12 protein-coding genes are annotated in these 15,550 nt (G+C 72.6%); 8 read left to right on the plus strand and 4 right to left on the minus strand.

What is annotated here, in order from left to right; translation table 11 throughout:
• Window positions 1-31 precede the first annotated feature (31 nt).
• Window positions 32-1,591: an amidohydrolase gene (locus tag OG594_RS20615; RefSeq protein ID WP_266601023.1), complete on the plus strand. Its 1,560-nt coding sequence runs from the start codon at window positions 32-34 to the stop codon at window positions 1,589-1,591.
• 4 nt (window positions 1,592-1,595) lie between these two features.
• Here the strand turns inward: OG594_RS20615 and OG594_RS20620 are convergent, their stop codons facing one another.
• Complete coding sequence (locus tag OG594_RS20620) at window positions 1,596-2,864, minus strand: YhgE/Pip domain-containing protein (protein ID WP_266601025.1); 1,269 nt, start codon at window positions 2,862-2,864, stop codon at window positions 1,596-1,598.
• A gap of 234 nt (window positions 2,865-3,098) precedes the next feature.
• On the opposite strand from OG594_RS20620, the gene OG594_RS20625 reads away from it, so the two are divergent.
• The gene (locus OG594_RS20625; RefSeq protein ID WP_266601027.1) at window positions 3,099-3,599 is read left to right on the plus strand and encodes a MarR family winged helix-turn-helix transcriptional regulator; all 501 of its coding nucleotides are present in this window, start codon (window positions 3,099-3,101) and stop codon (window positions 3,597-3,599) included.
• A gap of 39 nt (window positions 3,600-3,638) precedes the next feature.
• Here OG594_RS20625 and OG594_RS20630 read toward each other — a convergent pair whose 3' ends face one another.
• Complete coding sequence (locus OG594_RS20630) at window positions 3,639-4,985, minus strand: serine/threonine-protein kinase (RefSeq protein ID WP_266603093.1); 1,347 nt, start codon at window positions 4,983-4,985, stop codon at window positions 3,639-3,641.
• Between the two features lie 252 nt (window positions 4,986-5,237).
• Between OG594_RS20630 and OG594_RS20635 the strand changes: the two genes are divergently transcribed.
• From OG594_RS20635 to OG594_RS20645, 3 genes are all read left to right on the plus strand, one after another.
• Complete coding sequence (locus OG594_RS20635) at window positions 5,238-7,166, plus strand: FHA domain-containing protein (protein ID WP_266601029.1); 1,929 nt, start codon at window positions 5,238-5,240, stop codon at window positions 7,164-7,166.
• A gap of 89 nt (window positions 7,167-7,255) precedes the next feature.
• On the plus strand, window positions 7,256-8,146 hold the full coding sequence (locus tag OG594_RS20640; RefSeq protein WP_266601031.1) for a hypothetical protein: 891 nt from the start codon (window positions 7,256-7,258) through the stop codon (window positions 8,144-8,146).
• 81 nt (window positions 8,147-8,227) lie between these two features.
• The gene (locus tag OG594_RS20645) at window positions 8,228-8,692 is read left to right on the plus strand and encodes a DUF2199 domain-containing protein (RefSeq protein WP_266603095.1); all 465 of its coding nucleotides are present in this window, start codon (window positions 8,228-8,230) and stop codon (window positions 8,690-8,692) included.
• A gap of 56 nt (window positions 8,693-8,748) precedes the next feature.
• Here the strand turns inward: OG594_RS20645 and OG594_RS20650 are convergent, their stop codons facing one another.
• Window positions 8,749-9,285 (minus strand): hypothetical protein, encoded by a 537-nt coding sequence (locus tag OG594_RS20650; protein WP_266601032.1) that lies wholly within the window; start codon window positions 9,283-9,285, stop codon window positions 8,749-8,751.
• Window positions 9,286-9,453: 168 nt separating this feature from the next.
• Between OG594_RS20650 and OG594_RS20655 the strand changes: the two genes are divergently transcribed.
• Both OG594_RS20655 and OG594_RS20660 read left to right on the plus strand, forming a co-directional pair.
• Entirely contained in the window at window positions 9,454-10,986 is a 1,533-nt protein-coding gene (locus OG594_RS20655) for a hypothetical protein (protein ID WP_266601033.1), read from the plus strand.
• A gap of 410 nt (window positions 10,987-11,396) precedes the next feature.
• Window positions 11,397-11,822: an SSI family serine proteinase inhibitor gene (locus OG594_RS20660; protein ID WP_266601034.1), complete on the plus strand. Its 426-nt coding sequence runs from the start codon at window positions 11,397-11,399 to the stop codon at window positions 11,820-11,822.
• Between the two features lie 255 nt (window positions 11,823-12,077).
• Here OG594_RS20660 and OG594_RS20665 read toward each other — a convergent pair whose 3' ends face one another.
• Complete coding sequence (locus OG594_RS20665; RefSeq protein WP_266601036.1) at window positions 12,078-12,503, minus strand: hypothetical protein; 426 nt, start codon at window positions 12,501-12,503, stop codon at window positions 12,078-12,080.
• Between the two features lie 272 nt (window positions 12,504-12,775).
• Here OG594_RS20665 and OG594_RS20670 point away from each other — a divergent pair, with 272 nt between their 5' ends.
• Entirely contained in the window at window positions 12,776-15,538 is a 2,763-nt protein-coding gene (locus OG594_RS20670) for a BTAD domain-containing putative transcriptional regulator (RefSeq protein ID WP_266603097.1), read from the plus strand.
• Window positions 15,539-15,550: the final 12 nt, after the last annotated feature.

The following is a 15,550-nucleotide window of genomic DNA, read 5'->3' on the forward strand; positions in this document are numbered from 1 at the left end:
GACAAGACCCGAAAGGGACGGCCTAGCACCCATGCTCTGCACCAGGCTGACGAACGCCACCTTCCTCACCATGGACCCCGACCACCCCGTCGCCCACGACCTGGGCATCTGGCACGGCCGGATCGTCGGCCTGGACGAGGCCGTCACCTCGCTGCCCGCCCGTGCGGTCGTCGACCTCCAAGGCGCCACCGTGCTGCCCGGATTCATCGACTCCCACGTGCACCTGGCCTGGACCGGACTCAAAGCGACCACCCCCAGCGTGGCGCCCTGCGCACGCGTCGATGACGTGCTCGCCGTCGTCGCGGAGGCGGTCGCCCGGAAACCGCGCGGCGCATGGGTGGACATCGGGGGCTACGACCAGCGGGCCCTCGGCCGGCACCTCACCGCCGCGGAACTGGACAAGGTCAGCGACGGCCGCAAGGTGTTCATGCTGCACGACTCGGGACACGGCTGCGTCGTCAACACCACCGTCCTCGACCTGCTCCCCGGCGAACTCGCCCACGGCGAGGGCTTCCTCGCCGAGAGCGCCATGACCGCCGCCCGCCGGCTGCGCCTGCCCTACGCGCAGGAGGAGATCGCCGACGCCATCGAACACGCCGGCCGCACCTGCCTCGCCGAAGGCGTCACCGCCTGCGCCGAGGCGGGCATCGGCGGCGGCCTGCTCGGCCACAGTCCGGTCGAGCTCGGCGCCTACCAACTCCTGCGCGACCAGGGGCGGCTGCCGCTGCGGGTCCAGCTCATGGCGGCCGCCGACACCCTGCGGCCCGTGGCCGCGCACGCCGCTGACGGGATCCCCCGCGCGCTCGGCCTCGGCCTGCGCACCGGCTTCGGCGACGACTGGCTCTCCCTCGGCGCGCTCAAGGTCTACACGGACGGCGGGATGATGGCCCGTACGGCCGCACTCACCCGCCCCTACGAAGGGAGCGACCACACGGGGGAGTTCCAGGACGACCCCGAGCGGATCGCCGACACCATCGTCGACGGTCACCTGGCCGGCTGGCAGCTCGCCGTGCACGCCATCGGGGACCGCGCCGCCGACTTGGCCCTGGACGCCATCGAACGCGCCCAGCGGCTGCGGCCCCGCCCCACCGCCCGGCACCGCATCGAACACGCCGGCCTGGTCCGGCCCGACCAGCTGGCGCGCTTCGCCCGCCTCGGCGTGAGCGCGGTGGTCCAGCCGCACTTCCTGCGCTCCTTCGGCGACGACTACGCGGCCGTGCTGGGCCCGGACCGGGCCCCCTGGATGTACCGGGGCCGGGGTTTCCTGGAGCACGGGGTCACCCTGGTGGGCAGTTCCGACCGTCCCGTCACCGACGGATCACCTTTGCGGGCCGTCCAATTCATGGTGGAACGGGCCTCCGCCTCCGGGGCCCTCATCGGGCCAGACGAGGGCATCACCGTGGACGAGGCCCTGCACGCCTACACCGTGGCGGGCGCCTACGCCTCGCACTGGGACGACAGCGCGGGCACCCTCGCCCCGGGCCGGCGCGCGGACCTGGCCGTACTGGGCGACGACCCGAGGCGGGTCGAGCCCTCGCGGATCGGAGCCGTCGAGGTCGTCGCCACGTACGTCGACGGCAGGCCCGCCTGACGCGTCAGGCGGGCTGCGGCGTGAGCCGCTTGAGGCCCTTGCGGTCGTAGTACGCGGTCATGGCGAAACCGAACAGCAGGGCCAGCACCGTGCCGACCGCGATCATGATCCAGGAGCGGGTGAGCCCCGCGTCGCCGCGGGCGTCGAAGTAGAGGATCGCGCGCACGCCGTCGCTGAGCTGACGCATCGGTTCGAAGTGGGAGAGGAAGCGGTAGAAGCCGGGGACCGCCTGCAGCGGGACGGTCGCACCCGAGGACGGCAGACCCAGCACGATGAACACGAACATCGACACGAGCTGGCCGATCCCGCCGAACGCGGCGTTGATGGCCTGTACGCCCAGGCCGACGGCGAGGGCCGCGCAGTACGAGTAGACCCACAGGAGGGGCAGGTGGGACGCGTCCATCCCCAGGATGCCGATGCAGGCCAGCATCACCAGGGAAACGCTGACCAGCGTGATGCCCGCGGTCATCAGCATCTTGAGGAGCAGCGTCTGGGTGCGGTCGATGGGCACCGTCGGGCGGCGGGTGTGCCAGGGGCCGATCTCGTTGTCGGCGTAGCCGAGGGCGGTGTCGACGCCGTTGCTGATGACGTTGCCGCCCATGAACCCGGCCAGCACCAGGAGCAGGGTGTAGTAGAAGGCCGTCAGACCCAGGCCGCTGTGCGTGCCGATCGGGTGACCGACCCGGGTGACGACCTCGACCGGGTCGGCCAGCAGCAGTTTCGCGGTGGCGCTCGCCTGGTCGCCGGCCGCGGCCGTGAGCTGTTCGCCGACGGTGCCGGACGCGCGGTGGGCGGCCTGCGTCGTGATCTGGCTCGCCAACGAGGACCCGAGGCTGCCCTTGCCGGGGTTGGTGAGCACCGTGATGGTCGGCCGCTTCGTGGCGCCGGACGTGGGGAGCGCCGTGACGGAGTCCGTGAAGCCGGCCGGCACCACCAGCGCGCCGTAGAGCTGGCCGGAGTCGAGCTGGTCCTGGGCCTGGGCGAGGCTCAGTTGGCGCCAGTCCGCCTTGCCGCCCGCGGGGTCCGAAGCGATGGCGGCGGTGATCTGCGTACCCAGGTTCTGCCGCTGCCCCTGCGGCGGCTGGCCCCTGTCCTCGTTGACCAGGGCGATGGGCAGGTCGCGCAGTTCGGCGTTGGGGTTGACGATGCCGCCCATGTAGAGCAGCGACAGCAGCAGGGCGAGCAGCCCCGTCAGGATCGTGGGAACCAGCCACAGCTGGGGGCGGCGCACCAGGGCCGCGGCAGTGGCTTCGGGGGCGACGGTCGGGGACATCGGTCTCCGTAGCTTCCCGGCGGGCCGGGATCGAGGGGCGGTGGCAGCGGCGGGGCCGCACGGCACCCTCAGGATGGTCTCCGTACCCGGGAAGGCCGCCGTACCCCTCGCGCTCCGGCGGCGAACCCGGGTACGGGACCACCGGAACGGCCCACCCGGCGTTCGGCCACCGGGTCCGGCGGAAGCCGGCGGTCGCGCGTTAGTCGGCGTTCGGGGGTGTGTAGCGTCGTGAACATGAAACCGCTGACCGGTACGACCACCACCGACCAGGCGCCGGCCGATCCGGCCGCCAGCGACGGCATGCTGGCCACCCAGCCCATCGGCTACTGGAGCGGCCTGGCCCACGCGGCGGTCACCCGGCAGTTGCGGGACGCCATGGCCAGGATCGACGTGACCCAGCCGCAGTACTGGGTGCTCAACCGGGTGAACAGCGGACTTCCCGCGCCCGGCCGCGAAGAAGTGGTCGCCCAGCTGACGCCGCTCGCGGAAGGACCGCACGAGATCGCCCGGGTCGTGGACCAGCTGCTCCACCGCGGCTGGCTCGCTACCGACGACCGGCAGCTCCTGCACCTCACCGAGGCCGGGGAGACCGCCCGGGCGCGACTGCGGCAGTTGGTGACCGAGCAGCGCGCCGTGATCCACCAGGGCATCGCGGACGAGGAGTACGTGGCCGCCCTCAAGGTGCTGCGCAGGATGGTCGCCAACGTCGAGGCGGCCGAGACCCGGGCACCGTGACGGCCCCGAACGCCGCCGCCGGCCGGGCCCGTGCGGGGGTCAGCTGGTGCAGGTGATCGAGAAGGGGACCGGGTCGGAGGTGAAGGGGGCGGGGCTCTGTAGTTCCACGGCCATGCCGGACGCCAGGGTGCCGGTCTTCGCGTAGGTCGTCAGGCTCACGGTGTCGCGTCCCGTCGGCTCGCCCTTGGCCCCGATCGACAGGGTGCGCCAGTGCGGGTCCACCACCGAGCCGTCGCCGGACACCCAGCGGTAGGAGATCAACGTCGGCTCGGACGCGGTGAAGGTCGCGGTGAACGACGGGGCCCGGCTCCCGGGGATCGGGCATGCGCCGGTGTAGGCCGTGTTCGAGCCCACCACCGACACCCGTACGCCCGAACCGGGTGCGGTGTTCCAGGCGTCGTTGGCGAGTGCGTAGGCGATCCCGCCGCCGATCAGTAGGCAGGCGGCCGTGCCGGCCGCGACGAAGGCCGCCGTACGGCGCTTGCGGGGCGGGGCGGTGACCGTGGAGGTCTCGGCGGGCGCCTCGGCCGCGGCGGCTTCCGCAGGGGTCGGCAGGATGCGGGCCCCGGCGGCGGTCGTGGCGTCCGCTTCGTGTGCGATGCCCCGTAGGGCTTCGGCGGCTTCGGCGGCCGGGGTCCGCTGCTCGGGTTCCTTGCGGAGCAGTCCGGCGATCACCGGGGCGAGCGGGCCGGCGCGCGTCGTTGCCGGCGGTTCCTCCTCCACGACGGACCGCAGGGTGTTCAGCGCGCTGTCCTGCCGGAACGGGGAGATCCCCTCGACGGCGGCGTACAGCATCACGCCGAGGGACCACAGGTCCGACTCGGGGCCCGAGGGGCGACCCAGCGCGCGCTCCGGCGGCAGGTACTCGGGGGAGCCGACCACTTCGCCGGTCATGGTGAGATGGGTGCTGCCCTCGACCATCGCGATGCCGAAGTCGCTGAGTACCACCCGTCCGTCGTCGGCGAGCAGCACGTTCGCCGGCTTGACGTCCCGGTGCTCCACCCCGACGGCATGGGCGGCACGCAGCGCGCCCAGTACCTCCGCGCCGATGTGCGCGACGTACCGGGGGGTGAGCGCCCCCTCGGCCCGCAACAGATCGGCCAGCGACTGCCCGCGGATCAGCTCCATCACGATCCAGGGCCGGTCGTCCTCCATGACCACGTCGTGGACCGTGACCACATTGCGGTCGGGTATCCGGGCCGCCGCCCACGCCTCCCGTTGCAGCCGGCCGTACATGCGGGAGATGTCATCGCTCCCGAGACCGGCCGGGGCCCGCACCTCCTTGACGGCGACCTCCCGGTACAGGGTCTCGTCGAGGGCCCGCCACACGGTGCCCATACCGCCTTCTCCCAGCCTGGACAACAGCCGGTAGCGGCCCGCGATCAGCGGCTCCCCGCCCACCGGACCCGCTGCCGGGGTGGTGGCCGCGAGCGCGGTCTCCGTCACGGTCTCGGTTTCCTCGTTGTACATGGGGGTGGTTCTCCTCTTATCGCCGGCCGACGCGAGCATCACGTACCGGCCGGGCCCCCGGTTCAGCAGGACTCAAAAGATTCCAAGAAATGGTTGAACCGAACACGTTCTCGACGGCGTGTTCTTGTCGTACGAGTCAGCAGCAGTGTCGTTTCCAAGGGGTGTGCAGTGCCATCGGTCATCGTCGGGCGCACGGGTCCGTTCACCGGACAGAGCGTGGTTCTGGGCAGTGAGCCCCTCAGCTTCGGGCGCAAGAACGACAACGGCGTCGTGATCGTGAGTCCCAGCGCCTCCCGGCTGCACGCCGAGATCCTCACGGAGGAGCCGGGGTTCGTCCTCTACGACCGGGACAGCCGGAACGGCACGTTCGTCAACGACCAGCGCGTCACCCGGCACGTGCTGCGTCCGAACGACTGCATCCGGATCGGTGACGAAACGTTCCTCTATGAGGCGCAGGATGCCATGGAGACGGTCATGGACCTCTCCCTGCTGGACGTCCCCCGGATCAGTGCCGCGGACCCCGGCACGCTACGGGTCACCATCACGGGCGGCGGCCCGGTGGGCCTCGCCTTCGCCCTGGCGCTCGACGAGATGCTGCCCGGCAGGACCGCCATCACCCTCTACGACGGACGCTGGACCAGAAAGGGATCCGCGGTCGTCTGGAAGGACGAGACCCAGGGCAACTTCCGCCGCCAGCAGGTGGTGACCGTCCAGAGCCGGCAGTACCTCGCCCTGTCCGAGGAGGTCCTCGGCGCACTGTTCGACGACGGCGGCTCCTATTCCGAGATGTGGCCCGTCGGCCCCGACTCGGTCGACGGCCGGCCGCCCCGCAACATCCGGATCGCCCACATCGAGGACCGACTGCTGCACCTGGCGAACCGGCGGCCGGCGATCCGCCTCGTCCCCAGACGCTTCGACGTGACGGAACAGCAGAACCGGCTCACCCAGGAACACGTCCTCGTGATCTGCGAGGGCGGCCGCTCCCGCACCCGCGAGCACTACGCCGACCGCTTCGGCGCGGCCGACGCCTCGATCTACTCCCTCGACGGCGAACACCTTCAGGACGTCGTGCTGGGGCTGCGGGTCACGTCGAAGCTGCCGGACCCGATGAGCGTGCTGCTCACCGTGTCGCAGAACCGCTTCCTGCTCAACTCGCTGCGCGGCGAGGGCTTCCTGAACATGCGGCTCACCCGGGAGGAGGCCAAGAACGTCATCGGCATCGACCCGGTGCGCCACGTCTTCGAGGAGTGCATCGCCACCCGCCCCTGCCTGATGAGCCGGCAGGAGGAGGACAACGAGTTCCGCTGCCCCACCCACGGCACCCTCTTCCTGCCCGCCCTGCTGCGCAGTTCCCCGCTGTGGAAGGAGATCCGGCAGGGCCTGCGCCTGTTCGGCGTGGCCGAGGAAGACCTGTCGGCGATCACCTCCTTCCGGCTGGACATGGTGCAGCGCCCGCGGTTCACGGCGCAGCTGCACCGGCCGACCGCGACCAGCCCCGGCACCTTCGGCTTCCTGCTGGGCGACGCGGCCAACGCCATCCACTTCTGGCCGGGCCGCGGCCTCAACAGCGGCCTGGCCTCGGCCACTTCGCTGGCCCGTTCGCTCAGCCGCGCCTGGCAGGGCAAGCCCCTGCGGGACGCCGACTTCATCCGGCACGAGGCCGCCATGTCCATGCTCCAGTACCGGCACAAGAGCCGGGCCTGGAACGCCATGGTGACCACCGACGACCAGGGCGTCACCCGCGCCATCAAGGACATCATCGCGCGCAGCGCGGAGGCCGGCGGCGCCGGTACCCGTGCGGGGGCGAGCGCCGGGGCCGCGGACGGGAGCGACCTGGAGGCGCTGTTGGACCGGATGGCCGGTATCCGCGACCGGCTGGGATCCCGGCTGCCCGGCCTGCCCACGGACGGGGAACTCCGCTCCCACCTCGCCCCGATCGCCCCCGCGACCCTCCGCACCCTGCGGGAGAGCGGCGCCTGGGACACCCTGATCGTCGGCGGCGAGGAGGCCGACATCGACCTCTTCTACCAGTCGGACTCCCCGGTCTTCGTACCCCGCCCGGCCGACCCCCGGAGCCTCCCGTTGACGAAGGTCTAGAGCCGCGGAGTTAATCTTGGCGGATGGTTCCTGAGTAGCCTCCGAAGGTCATCACGCGGCACCGCGAAGGGGAGATCCACGCCTATGCAGTGGGCCCCGGCGCCTTCGGGGCGCTGGAGCCCGCCGCGGTCTTCCGGCCGCGCGCCGGCGACGAGGTCGTGGAGTCCGTCGTACGGCCCGATCTGGAGCGGGTCGTGTACGCGACGCCGAACGGAGTCGTCTGCCTCACGCGCGCCGGAGACCCGGTGTGGGCGTCGGCCTTCGAGCCGCACTGCGACGTCCGCCACGGCCACCGGACCGGCGTTGCGCTCTCCCTGGACGGCCGCACGGTGTGGGTCTACCGGCCGGACGTGATGGCGGGACGCGGGCGCGCTGACCGGTGGGTCGTGTACGACGCCGACACCGGGGAGGTCCTCGCCGATCGGGAGCTGGAGACCGTCGGGCACGGCGGCTGCCACTCCGTGCACCCGGTGGACGGCAGCGTGTACCTCAGCATCGGCGAGGGTCAGGACGGGTCCGTCGTCCTCAGGGGTGCGATCGGCGCCGACGGCGTACCGCAGTGCGTGGCCTACCCGTGGCCGGACCGCTGCCTCATCGACCTGGCGCCGGGCGGGCAGCAGTTCATGACCGTCGACCACGGGCAGGAGGACGTCGCCTTCCACCACCACCCCGGCGGGGAGGTGCTGTTCACCCTGTCCGTCGATGCCTTCGGGTACGACCCGGAGGACACCTGCGTGGAATGGAGCGGCGGCTACCTGACCCCGGACACGGCCGTCGTCACACTGGGCGGCGAACGCGAGGACGAGGAGGAATGGTTCCGCCACCACCTCGTCGACGTGCCCACGGGCACCCCCGCCGGCGAGATCTCCCTCGACGCGAACCACCCGTACGACGGAGTACCCCTCGGCGACGGCTCCTGGCTCACCGGAGCCCCCGAGGGCGCTCCCGTCCGCCGGTCCCGCACGGCCGGAGTGTCGTAGCCGGTCGCTAGTCTCCCCGTCATGACCAGCGATCACGGATTCACCTGCTCGTGCTGCGGCGCCCACCACGGCAGCCTGCCCATGCACTACACGGCCGGGGCCCCGGCCGTGTGGGACGCGGCGTTCGCCGATGCCGACGACTGTCTGCTCTCGTCGGACCAGTGCGTGGTCAAGGCCCAGCACCACTTCGTCAAGGGGCTGATCGAGATACCGGTCATCGGCACCGACGAGCTGTTCTCCTGGGCCGTCTGGGTGTCGCTCAGCCGTCAGAACTTCGCCCGCGCCGCGGACCTGTGGGAGACACCGGGCCGGGATTCCGAGCCGCCGTACTTCGGCTGGCTCAACACCGAGCTGACCGTCTACTCGTCCACGACGCTCAACCTGAAGACGCATCTCCACACCCGCCCGCTCGGCGAGCGCCCCTTCGTCGAGCTCGAACCCACCGATCATCCCCTCGCCGTCGAGCAGCGGACGGGGATCACCGTGGACCGCGTTCGTGAGATCGCCGAAGCCGTGCTCCACCCCGCCGGCGGCGGGCGGCGGTGAGGGGAGGGCCGTCCACGGGCCGGAGGGGTGCTGGGCACGCGCGAAGGCGGTGCCGGTCAGTCCTGGTTCGAGCGGGACAGGGCCTCGGTGACCATGCGGGTGGCGAAGTCGTGGTCTCCGGTCAGCCGGTTGATGTGCTCCGCGAGCAGCAAGGCCGTGGCTTCCAGGGAGTTCATCTCGTCGCCGGTCCAATCTCCGTACTGCTTGCGCCAGAGGTTGGGGCTGAGGCCGGTGGCGGCCGCGACGACCAGGCCGACCATGGTGGGGATGACCTCGGGGCGGACGCTCTTGGGCATCATGCGCAGCGAGGCCACGAAGCTGGGCACCACGTACTCGATGACGTCGCTGTCCTGGTCCTCGTGGGCCATCCGCAGCCACTGCACGAACATGTAGATGAGCGTGCACGCGCCGTCCACCAGGTCTTCGGCCTCCTCGGGGCCCAGTGAGGCGGTGAACTGGTCGATCAGCTGCTGCTGTTCGGGGTCGGTCCCGGCCTTGCCGGCGTAGATGGCCTTGAGCCGTGAGTCGATCATCATGAGCGCCGCACCCACATCGCCGACGGCAGCGTGCTTGGAGTCACAGGGCGATGGCACAGGATTCCTCCTCGGGTGACCGTGTGCAACTCGTCGTGCTCGTACAGTAGCCCCCCGGGGCGAGGGTGGTCAGCGGAATCCCGAGCGTCCGCACGAGCCGGTGACATGTTCCGGTCCGGGGTGGAGAATCGGACGCACTGGGGCGGGGGCCGAGGGGCGGGGGCGCTGATGGGTCGGGCACTGCGCGTGGGGATCGTGGTTCTGCCGGTGGGGTTCGTGCTCTGGTACGCCTCGTACTACACCACGATCGCGGTCTGGGAGTTGCGCAAGCTCTTCGCCTGGTTCGCGCTGCCCCTGCTGGCAGCGGCGGCCACCGCGGTGGCCGCGCTGGTGGTCGGTTGGCTGCGGCGGCGTGCGGGGCACAAGGCGGGCGCCGGGAACGCGGCCGTCACCCTCGGGTGCCTGGGCGCCGTCGTCGGGCTGGGCCTCACCGTCGGCTGGCTGGTCTACGGCTCGTACCTGCAGGACCGTGCCTACATGGCCACTGCGCAGGTCGTGACCGAGCCCGTACCCGCTCTGGCGGCCCGGGTGCCGTACGTGGCCGGCAAGGCGCAGGCCGCCCCGCACCTCGGCGATGTCACCGGCGAGATCTCCGACATCACCTACCTGCCCGACTCGGACCGGTTCGCGACCCTGGTCGAGCGGCGCGGCTGGCTGGCCGGGTACGAGGTCGGCCTCGTGCAGGACGTCCCCCTCGGCGGCGAGAGCCGCAGCCAGGAGCGCTGCCCCTTCGACGTGTCCGAGGCGGACGCGAGGATCAGCGGCTGGTTCACCCACAACCTCGGCAGGAAGATCTCGGCCGAGAAGCGGTGGGTCCGGTTCGAGGCCGACGACGCCTACGTGACCTGCTCGGAGGGCACGCCGGTCGTGGTGGTCCCGCTCAAGCGGCAGACGGGGATCCTCGTGGTGACCGAGCGCCCCGCCGGTGTGGCGCTCTACAACGGGCGGACCGGGAAGCTCACCGTCACCACCGACACCTCCGCCGTTCCCGGTCCGTCCTATCCGATCAGCCTCGCGGCCCGCCAGCGGGAGGGAACGGCCGCGGTGGGCGGCTTCAGCGACTGGTGGTTCGAGCGCAGCGGGTGGGACGCCTCCGAGGACGGCGCCAACGAGGGCAACGAGTCCGAGTTCACCATGCGGTACGCCACGGAGGCCGGGCGCAGCGCGTACGTCACCCCGCTCACCCCGCAGGGGGAGGCGAGTTCGGTCGTGGCCGTGTCGACGGTGCCCACCCGCCACCAGGGCGGCGGGCTCGCTCCGATGACCGTCCATCGCCTCGATCCGGCGTGGTCGTCTCCGAAGGCGCTCGTCGCCCTGATCAAGGCGGAGTACCGGGACGTCTGCTGCTACAACGACGACCAGGTGTTCGAGGTCGTGCCCACCGGGGGCGGAACGTGGACGGCCACCGTCGGCAGCGAGCAGAACGTCCGCTACCGGGTGGAGGGGAAGGGGCAGGTGGGCGGCCGTGAGGCGACCTGCCTGAAGGCCGCCGACGGCGGGCTCATCCGGTGCGCCTACGCGGTGCCGGGATCGCCCGAGGAGCAGGAGCTCAAACGCCGGGAGCAGCAGAAACAGCAGCAGCAGGAGGGCGCGAAGAACCCGGGGGACCCCGGTGACCTGACGGGTTACACGAACGAGCAGTTGGCCGAACTCCAGCGCCGCATGACCGAGGAGATCGGCCGCCGCCTGAAGGCAGGTTGACCGGGTGACCAGACCGGGCGCGCGGAGGCCGCCTCGCCGTCCGGTGGTTCGCCCGTTAGCCGGACGGTCCGCGGACCGTCCGGGCCGGCGTGCGGGCTCGTCACCGTATCGATCCGGTCACCCTGGTGGGCCGTTCGGCGCACCGTGCGCGGCCGCCACCTGGGCCGCAGGTGCGGGAGGTCGCGTCACGCCGGTCGTCGACGCACCGCGCTTGTGCGTGGTGCGGGCCTGCGGGCACCCGGCGGGAGCTGCGGGAACGCCCCTCGGATCGCCGACATCCGAACGGACTGTCCGTAATTCGACCGCCCGTGTGCGGAGGTCCTTCACACCTGGCAGGCTCAGGCTCACTTGAGCGCTACATGAAAGTTCTAGCGCCCCCAACAGCCTTCGATCCGAAAGTGGGCCTTGTCATGCGCCACCGCTTAGCCGCCGTCTCCGCCGCCACGCTCCTCTGCCTCGCCGGCACCGCGGGCCTGGCGGAGGCGAGCCCCGCGAGCCTGCACGGACCCTCCGCGATGGTCCTCACCGTCATGCAGGGGGACGACGCCGCCACGGGCACGGCCCTGCGGGCGGTCGTCCTGAGCTGTGGCTACACCGCCGAGGGCACGCACCCCGCCCCCCGGGCCGCGTGCGACGCCCTCAACGCCACCGAAGGCGAGCTCGACCGCCTGCTGGCCGCTCCCGATCCGGGCCGGGCGTGCTCGAGGCGCCAGGACCCCGTCACCATCACCGCGGACGGCGTATGGGGTGGGGGCCGGGTGGAATGGAAGCACACCTTCCGCAACGCGTGCGTGATGTCCGCGACCCTGAACGGCAACGCCCTCTACGCGTTCTGACGCTCCCGCGTCCGCGTCCCGCGTCGGCCGAGGCGAGGGCGCCGGCGGCCGCGACGCCGTACGTCACGACGAGGAACGCGGAACCGGCTGGCGCGGTACGGGGCCGGCGGCCACCTCGGGTGGCGGCCGGCCCCGGCGGGCCGGAGGTCGGGCACGGCGGGTCGGGGTGGGGCCGCCGTGCCAGGGACACCCCCGTCACGGGCGTACCGCTCTCTCCCTGGGCGCGGCGGGTGGCGGCCCGCCGGGGTGCGCGGGTCAGTTCTGCCAGGGGGTCCAGCTGCCGCTGTTCAAGCGGTGGCGGGACCAGCGCTCACCGTCCATGCCGACGATCGAGATGGTCGGGTTCCAGGTGTTGTTGCCTTCGATGCGGACCCCGCTGCGCACGGTCCCGCCCATGGAGGTCCAGTCGCTCCACGAGCCCCCGGCGTACTGCCAGCGGGTCCACACCGCGAAGTCGGTGCCGACGATGAAGACCTGACGGTTTCCGGCCGGGTACGTCATCCAGGCCTCGCCGTACTCGCAGATGTAGTCGCCGCCGAGCCCGGACACGTGACAGAAGCCGGCGGCGGCGGCGGGCGCCGCCGCCTGCGCCGGGGCGGCGGTGACGCCGGCGAGGGCGGCCCCGGAGAGCGCGAGGGTGGTGACCGCGAGGGCGGAGCGGCGGAGGATGGCCAAGGTCATGTGGGTACTCCCCAATCGGGACGACGGAACGACTTGACGCTCCGAACACTTCCACCGGCCGCAAACGATGCTCTAACGGCCCGCTAACGCTCCGCCCATGCCGCATCTACCCCCGGTGCGTTCGGGAGCGGAACGTGCGTTCCATGTTTGGCCGAGGGCGCACTCATGCCGCCGGAACAATCCGACTTATCCTCGGACAGGGGCTGTCATTACCTGAACAGAACGGTACGAAGCGGTACGGATCGACAAGGGTGGGGTCTGTGCAGTTCCGCGTGTTGGGGCCGGTCTCCGTAACGACGGCGAACGGAGGTCCGCTCCCGCTCGGCCCTGCCAAACGACGGAGCCTGCTGGCCATGTTGCTGGCCCACCCCAACACGCCGGTCGGGGTCGAGCGGCTCACCGAAGCCCTGTGGGACGAGGAGCCGCCGCGACACGCGCGCACCGTGCTCCAGGGACACGTCTCCCGACTCCGGGCGGTCTTCGCACAGTACGACGCTGCCGCACACGGCGTGGAACTCCTCACCCAGGGCGCGGCGTACCGGCTTCGCCTGCCCGAAACGCTCGTGGACGCCCACCGTTTCGAGGAGTCGCTCCGGCTCGTCCGGCGGAGCACGGACCCGGGGGAGGCCGTGGCGGTCCTCCGCGAGGCGCTGGGGCTGTGGCAGGGGCCGGCGTTCGCCGGGACCGTGCACAGCGCACCGCTGGAGGCCCCCGCGCAGGCGTTGGATGAGCTGCGCCTGACGGCAGTGGAGGCGTTGGCGCGCGCGTACGGGCAGCTGGGCGACCACGGCGCGGCCGCGTCCGTGCTGCGTGCCGAGGCCGCCGCGCACCCCCTGCGCGAGCCGCTCGTGGCGCAACTGATGCTGTCCCTGGCCCGGGCGGGCCGGCAGGCGGACGCGCTGGACTGGTTCCACCGCACGCGGAAGCTGCTCGCCGATGAGATCGGCGTCGACCCCGCACCGGTGCTCACCGACGCGTACCACACCCTCCTGCACACGGACGCGCACGCCCGGGCCCACCCCGACACCGACGCGGAGGCCCACGCCCACGCGGAGGCCCACGCACACCCCCACGCGGCCGCCGACAACGGGACGGCCCGGCCGCCCGCCGTCAGGCCCCAGCTGCTGCCCCGCCGGCCACGGGGCTTCATCGCACGGCAGGACGAACTCGCCGCCCTCGATCGCATCACGACCGCGGCGCCGGGCTCCATCGTCACCCTCACGGGCAGCGCCGGCGTCGGCAAGACCGCGCTCGCCGTGCACTGGTCGCACCGACGTCGCGCCGACTTCCCCGCCGGCACGCTCTTCGCCGACCTGTGCGGCTTCAGCCCCACCCCGGCCCGCGACACCCGCGCCGTGCTCCGCGAGTTCCTCCTCGCGCTCGGCGTCCCGGTCGAGCGGATGCCGGGGTCGCCCGCCGCCCTCGGGGCCCGCTACCGCGAACTGACCGCCGGGCGCCGACTGCTGGTCGTACTGGACAACGCCGTCGACTCCGAGCAGGTCCGTCCGTTGCTGCCCGGCGGGGAGGAGTGCGTCACCCTCGTCACCAGCCGCGACCGGCTCGACGGGCTGGTGGCCACCGACGCCGCCCGCCCGGTGAAGGTCGGCGCGTTGCCCGCCGCCGACTCGACGGCGCTGCTCGCCGCCGTGCTGGGCCCGGAACCGGTGGCCGCCGAACCGGAAGCCGCCGCGCGATTGGCCGGCCTGTGCGACGGACTGCCGCTCGCGCTGCGCGTCGCCGCGGCCCGGCTCGCCACGCGTCCGCACCGGGGACTCGCCTCCTTCGCCGGTGAACTCGCCGACGAGCAGCACCGGCTGGACCTGCTCCAGGCGGAGGACACCGGCGTCGCCGCCGCGCTCGGCCTCAGCCTGCGGCACCTGCCCGAACCGGCACGAGGGTTGTTCCACCACCTCGGCCCGCACACCGGCGCCACGCTCGACACCTGCACCGCGGCCGCGCTCGCCGACTGTCCGCCGCTCCAGGCCGCCCGGGCGCTGGACCAGTTGGCCGCGGCCCAGCTGGTCGTCGAGACGGGCCCCCGGTCCTACGTGCTGCACGATCTGGTGCGCCTCTTCGCCCGCAGCCTGGCACCCGATCACGAACCCGCCGGGCTGCTCCGACTGCTCGACCACTGGGTGCAGACCCTGCTCGCGGCGTGCGCGGCCGCGGAGCCCGGCGGCGAGCCCTGCTGCGCCCTCCCGCCCGGCGCCCGGCGCTCCGCCGAGATCCGCCGGTTCACCGACCGAACGGCAGCCCTCGCCTGGTACTCCGCCGAACGCGGCACCCTGCGGGCGGCGGTCGAGGCCGCCGTCGCTGCGGGCCTCCACGACCGGGCCTGGCGGCTCGTCCTGCTCCAGTGGCCGCTCGTCGTGTGGCAGGTCCGCGACGGCTGGGTGCCGCTGCTCGAACAGGGCCTGGCATCCGCGGAACTCGACGGTGATCCGGCGGCCCAGTCCCGGGCGTCGGCGCTGCTCGGCTGGGTGCTGTCCGAGGAGGGCAGGCCCGAGGAAGCCCTGGCGCGGTTGGAGCGCGCCCCCGAACTCGCCGTCCGGGCGGGGGACTTCGCCGGGGAGGCGGTCGCCCGGATCAACCTGGCCGTCGCCCTCATGCGGTACGGGGACCGCGAGCGGCCCGGCGGCCTGTTGGCCGACGCGCTCGCCCTGGCCGAGCGGGAAGGCCTCACCGAGACCGTCACCCTGGCGCACCAACACCTCGCCCAACACCTGCTGTCGGTCGGCGCCGCGGCAGAAGCCGCGGAACACGCGGCCCGGGGGCTGGCTCTCGCCGCGCCTTTGCTGGCGGCCCCGCGGCGGGTGGTCCTGCGCACCCTGCACGGCGAGGCGTTGGCCGCCGTCGGACGGACCGGCGAGGCCGTACGACAGCTCCACGAGGCCATCCGGGAGGCCCGGGCCAGCGCCTACGAGGAGGGCGAGGTCGCCGCGCGGTCGGCACTGGACGGGCTGTCGGACCGGTGGCGGGACCGGGGGCAGGCGCGGGGCGTGGTCACGCAGGGGCGTTCCGCCCTCGGCGGGTGACGACGCGGGCGC

Source organism: Streptomyces sp. NBC_01214 (genome assembly GCF_026340975.1).
Taxonomy (GTDB): Bacteria; Actinomycetota; Actinomycetes; order Streptomycetales; family Streptomycetaceae; genus Streptomyces.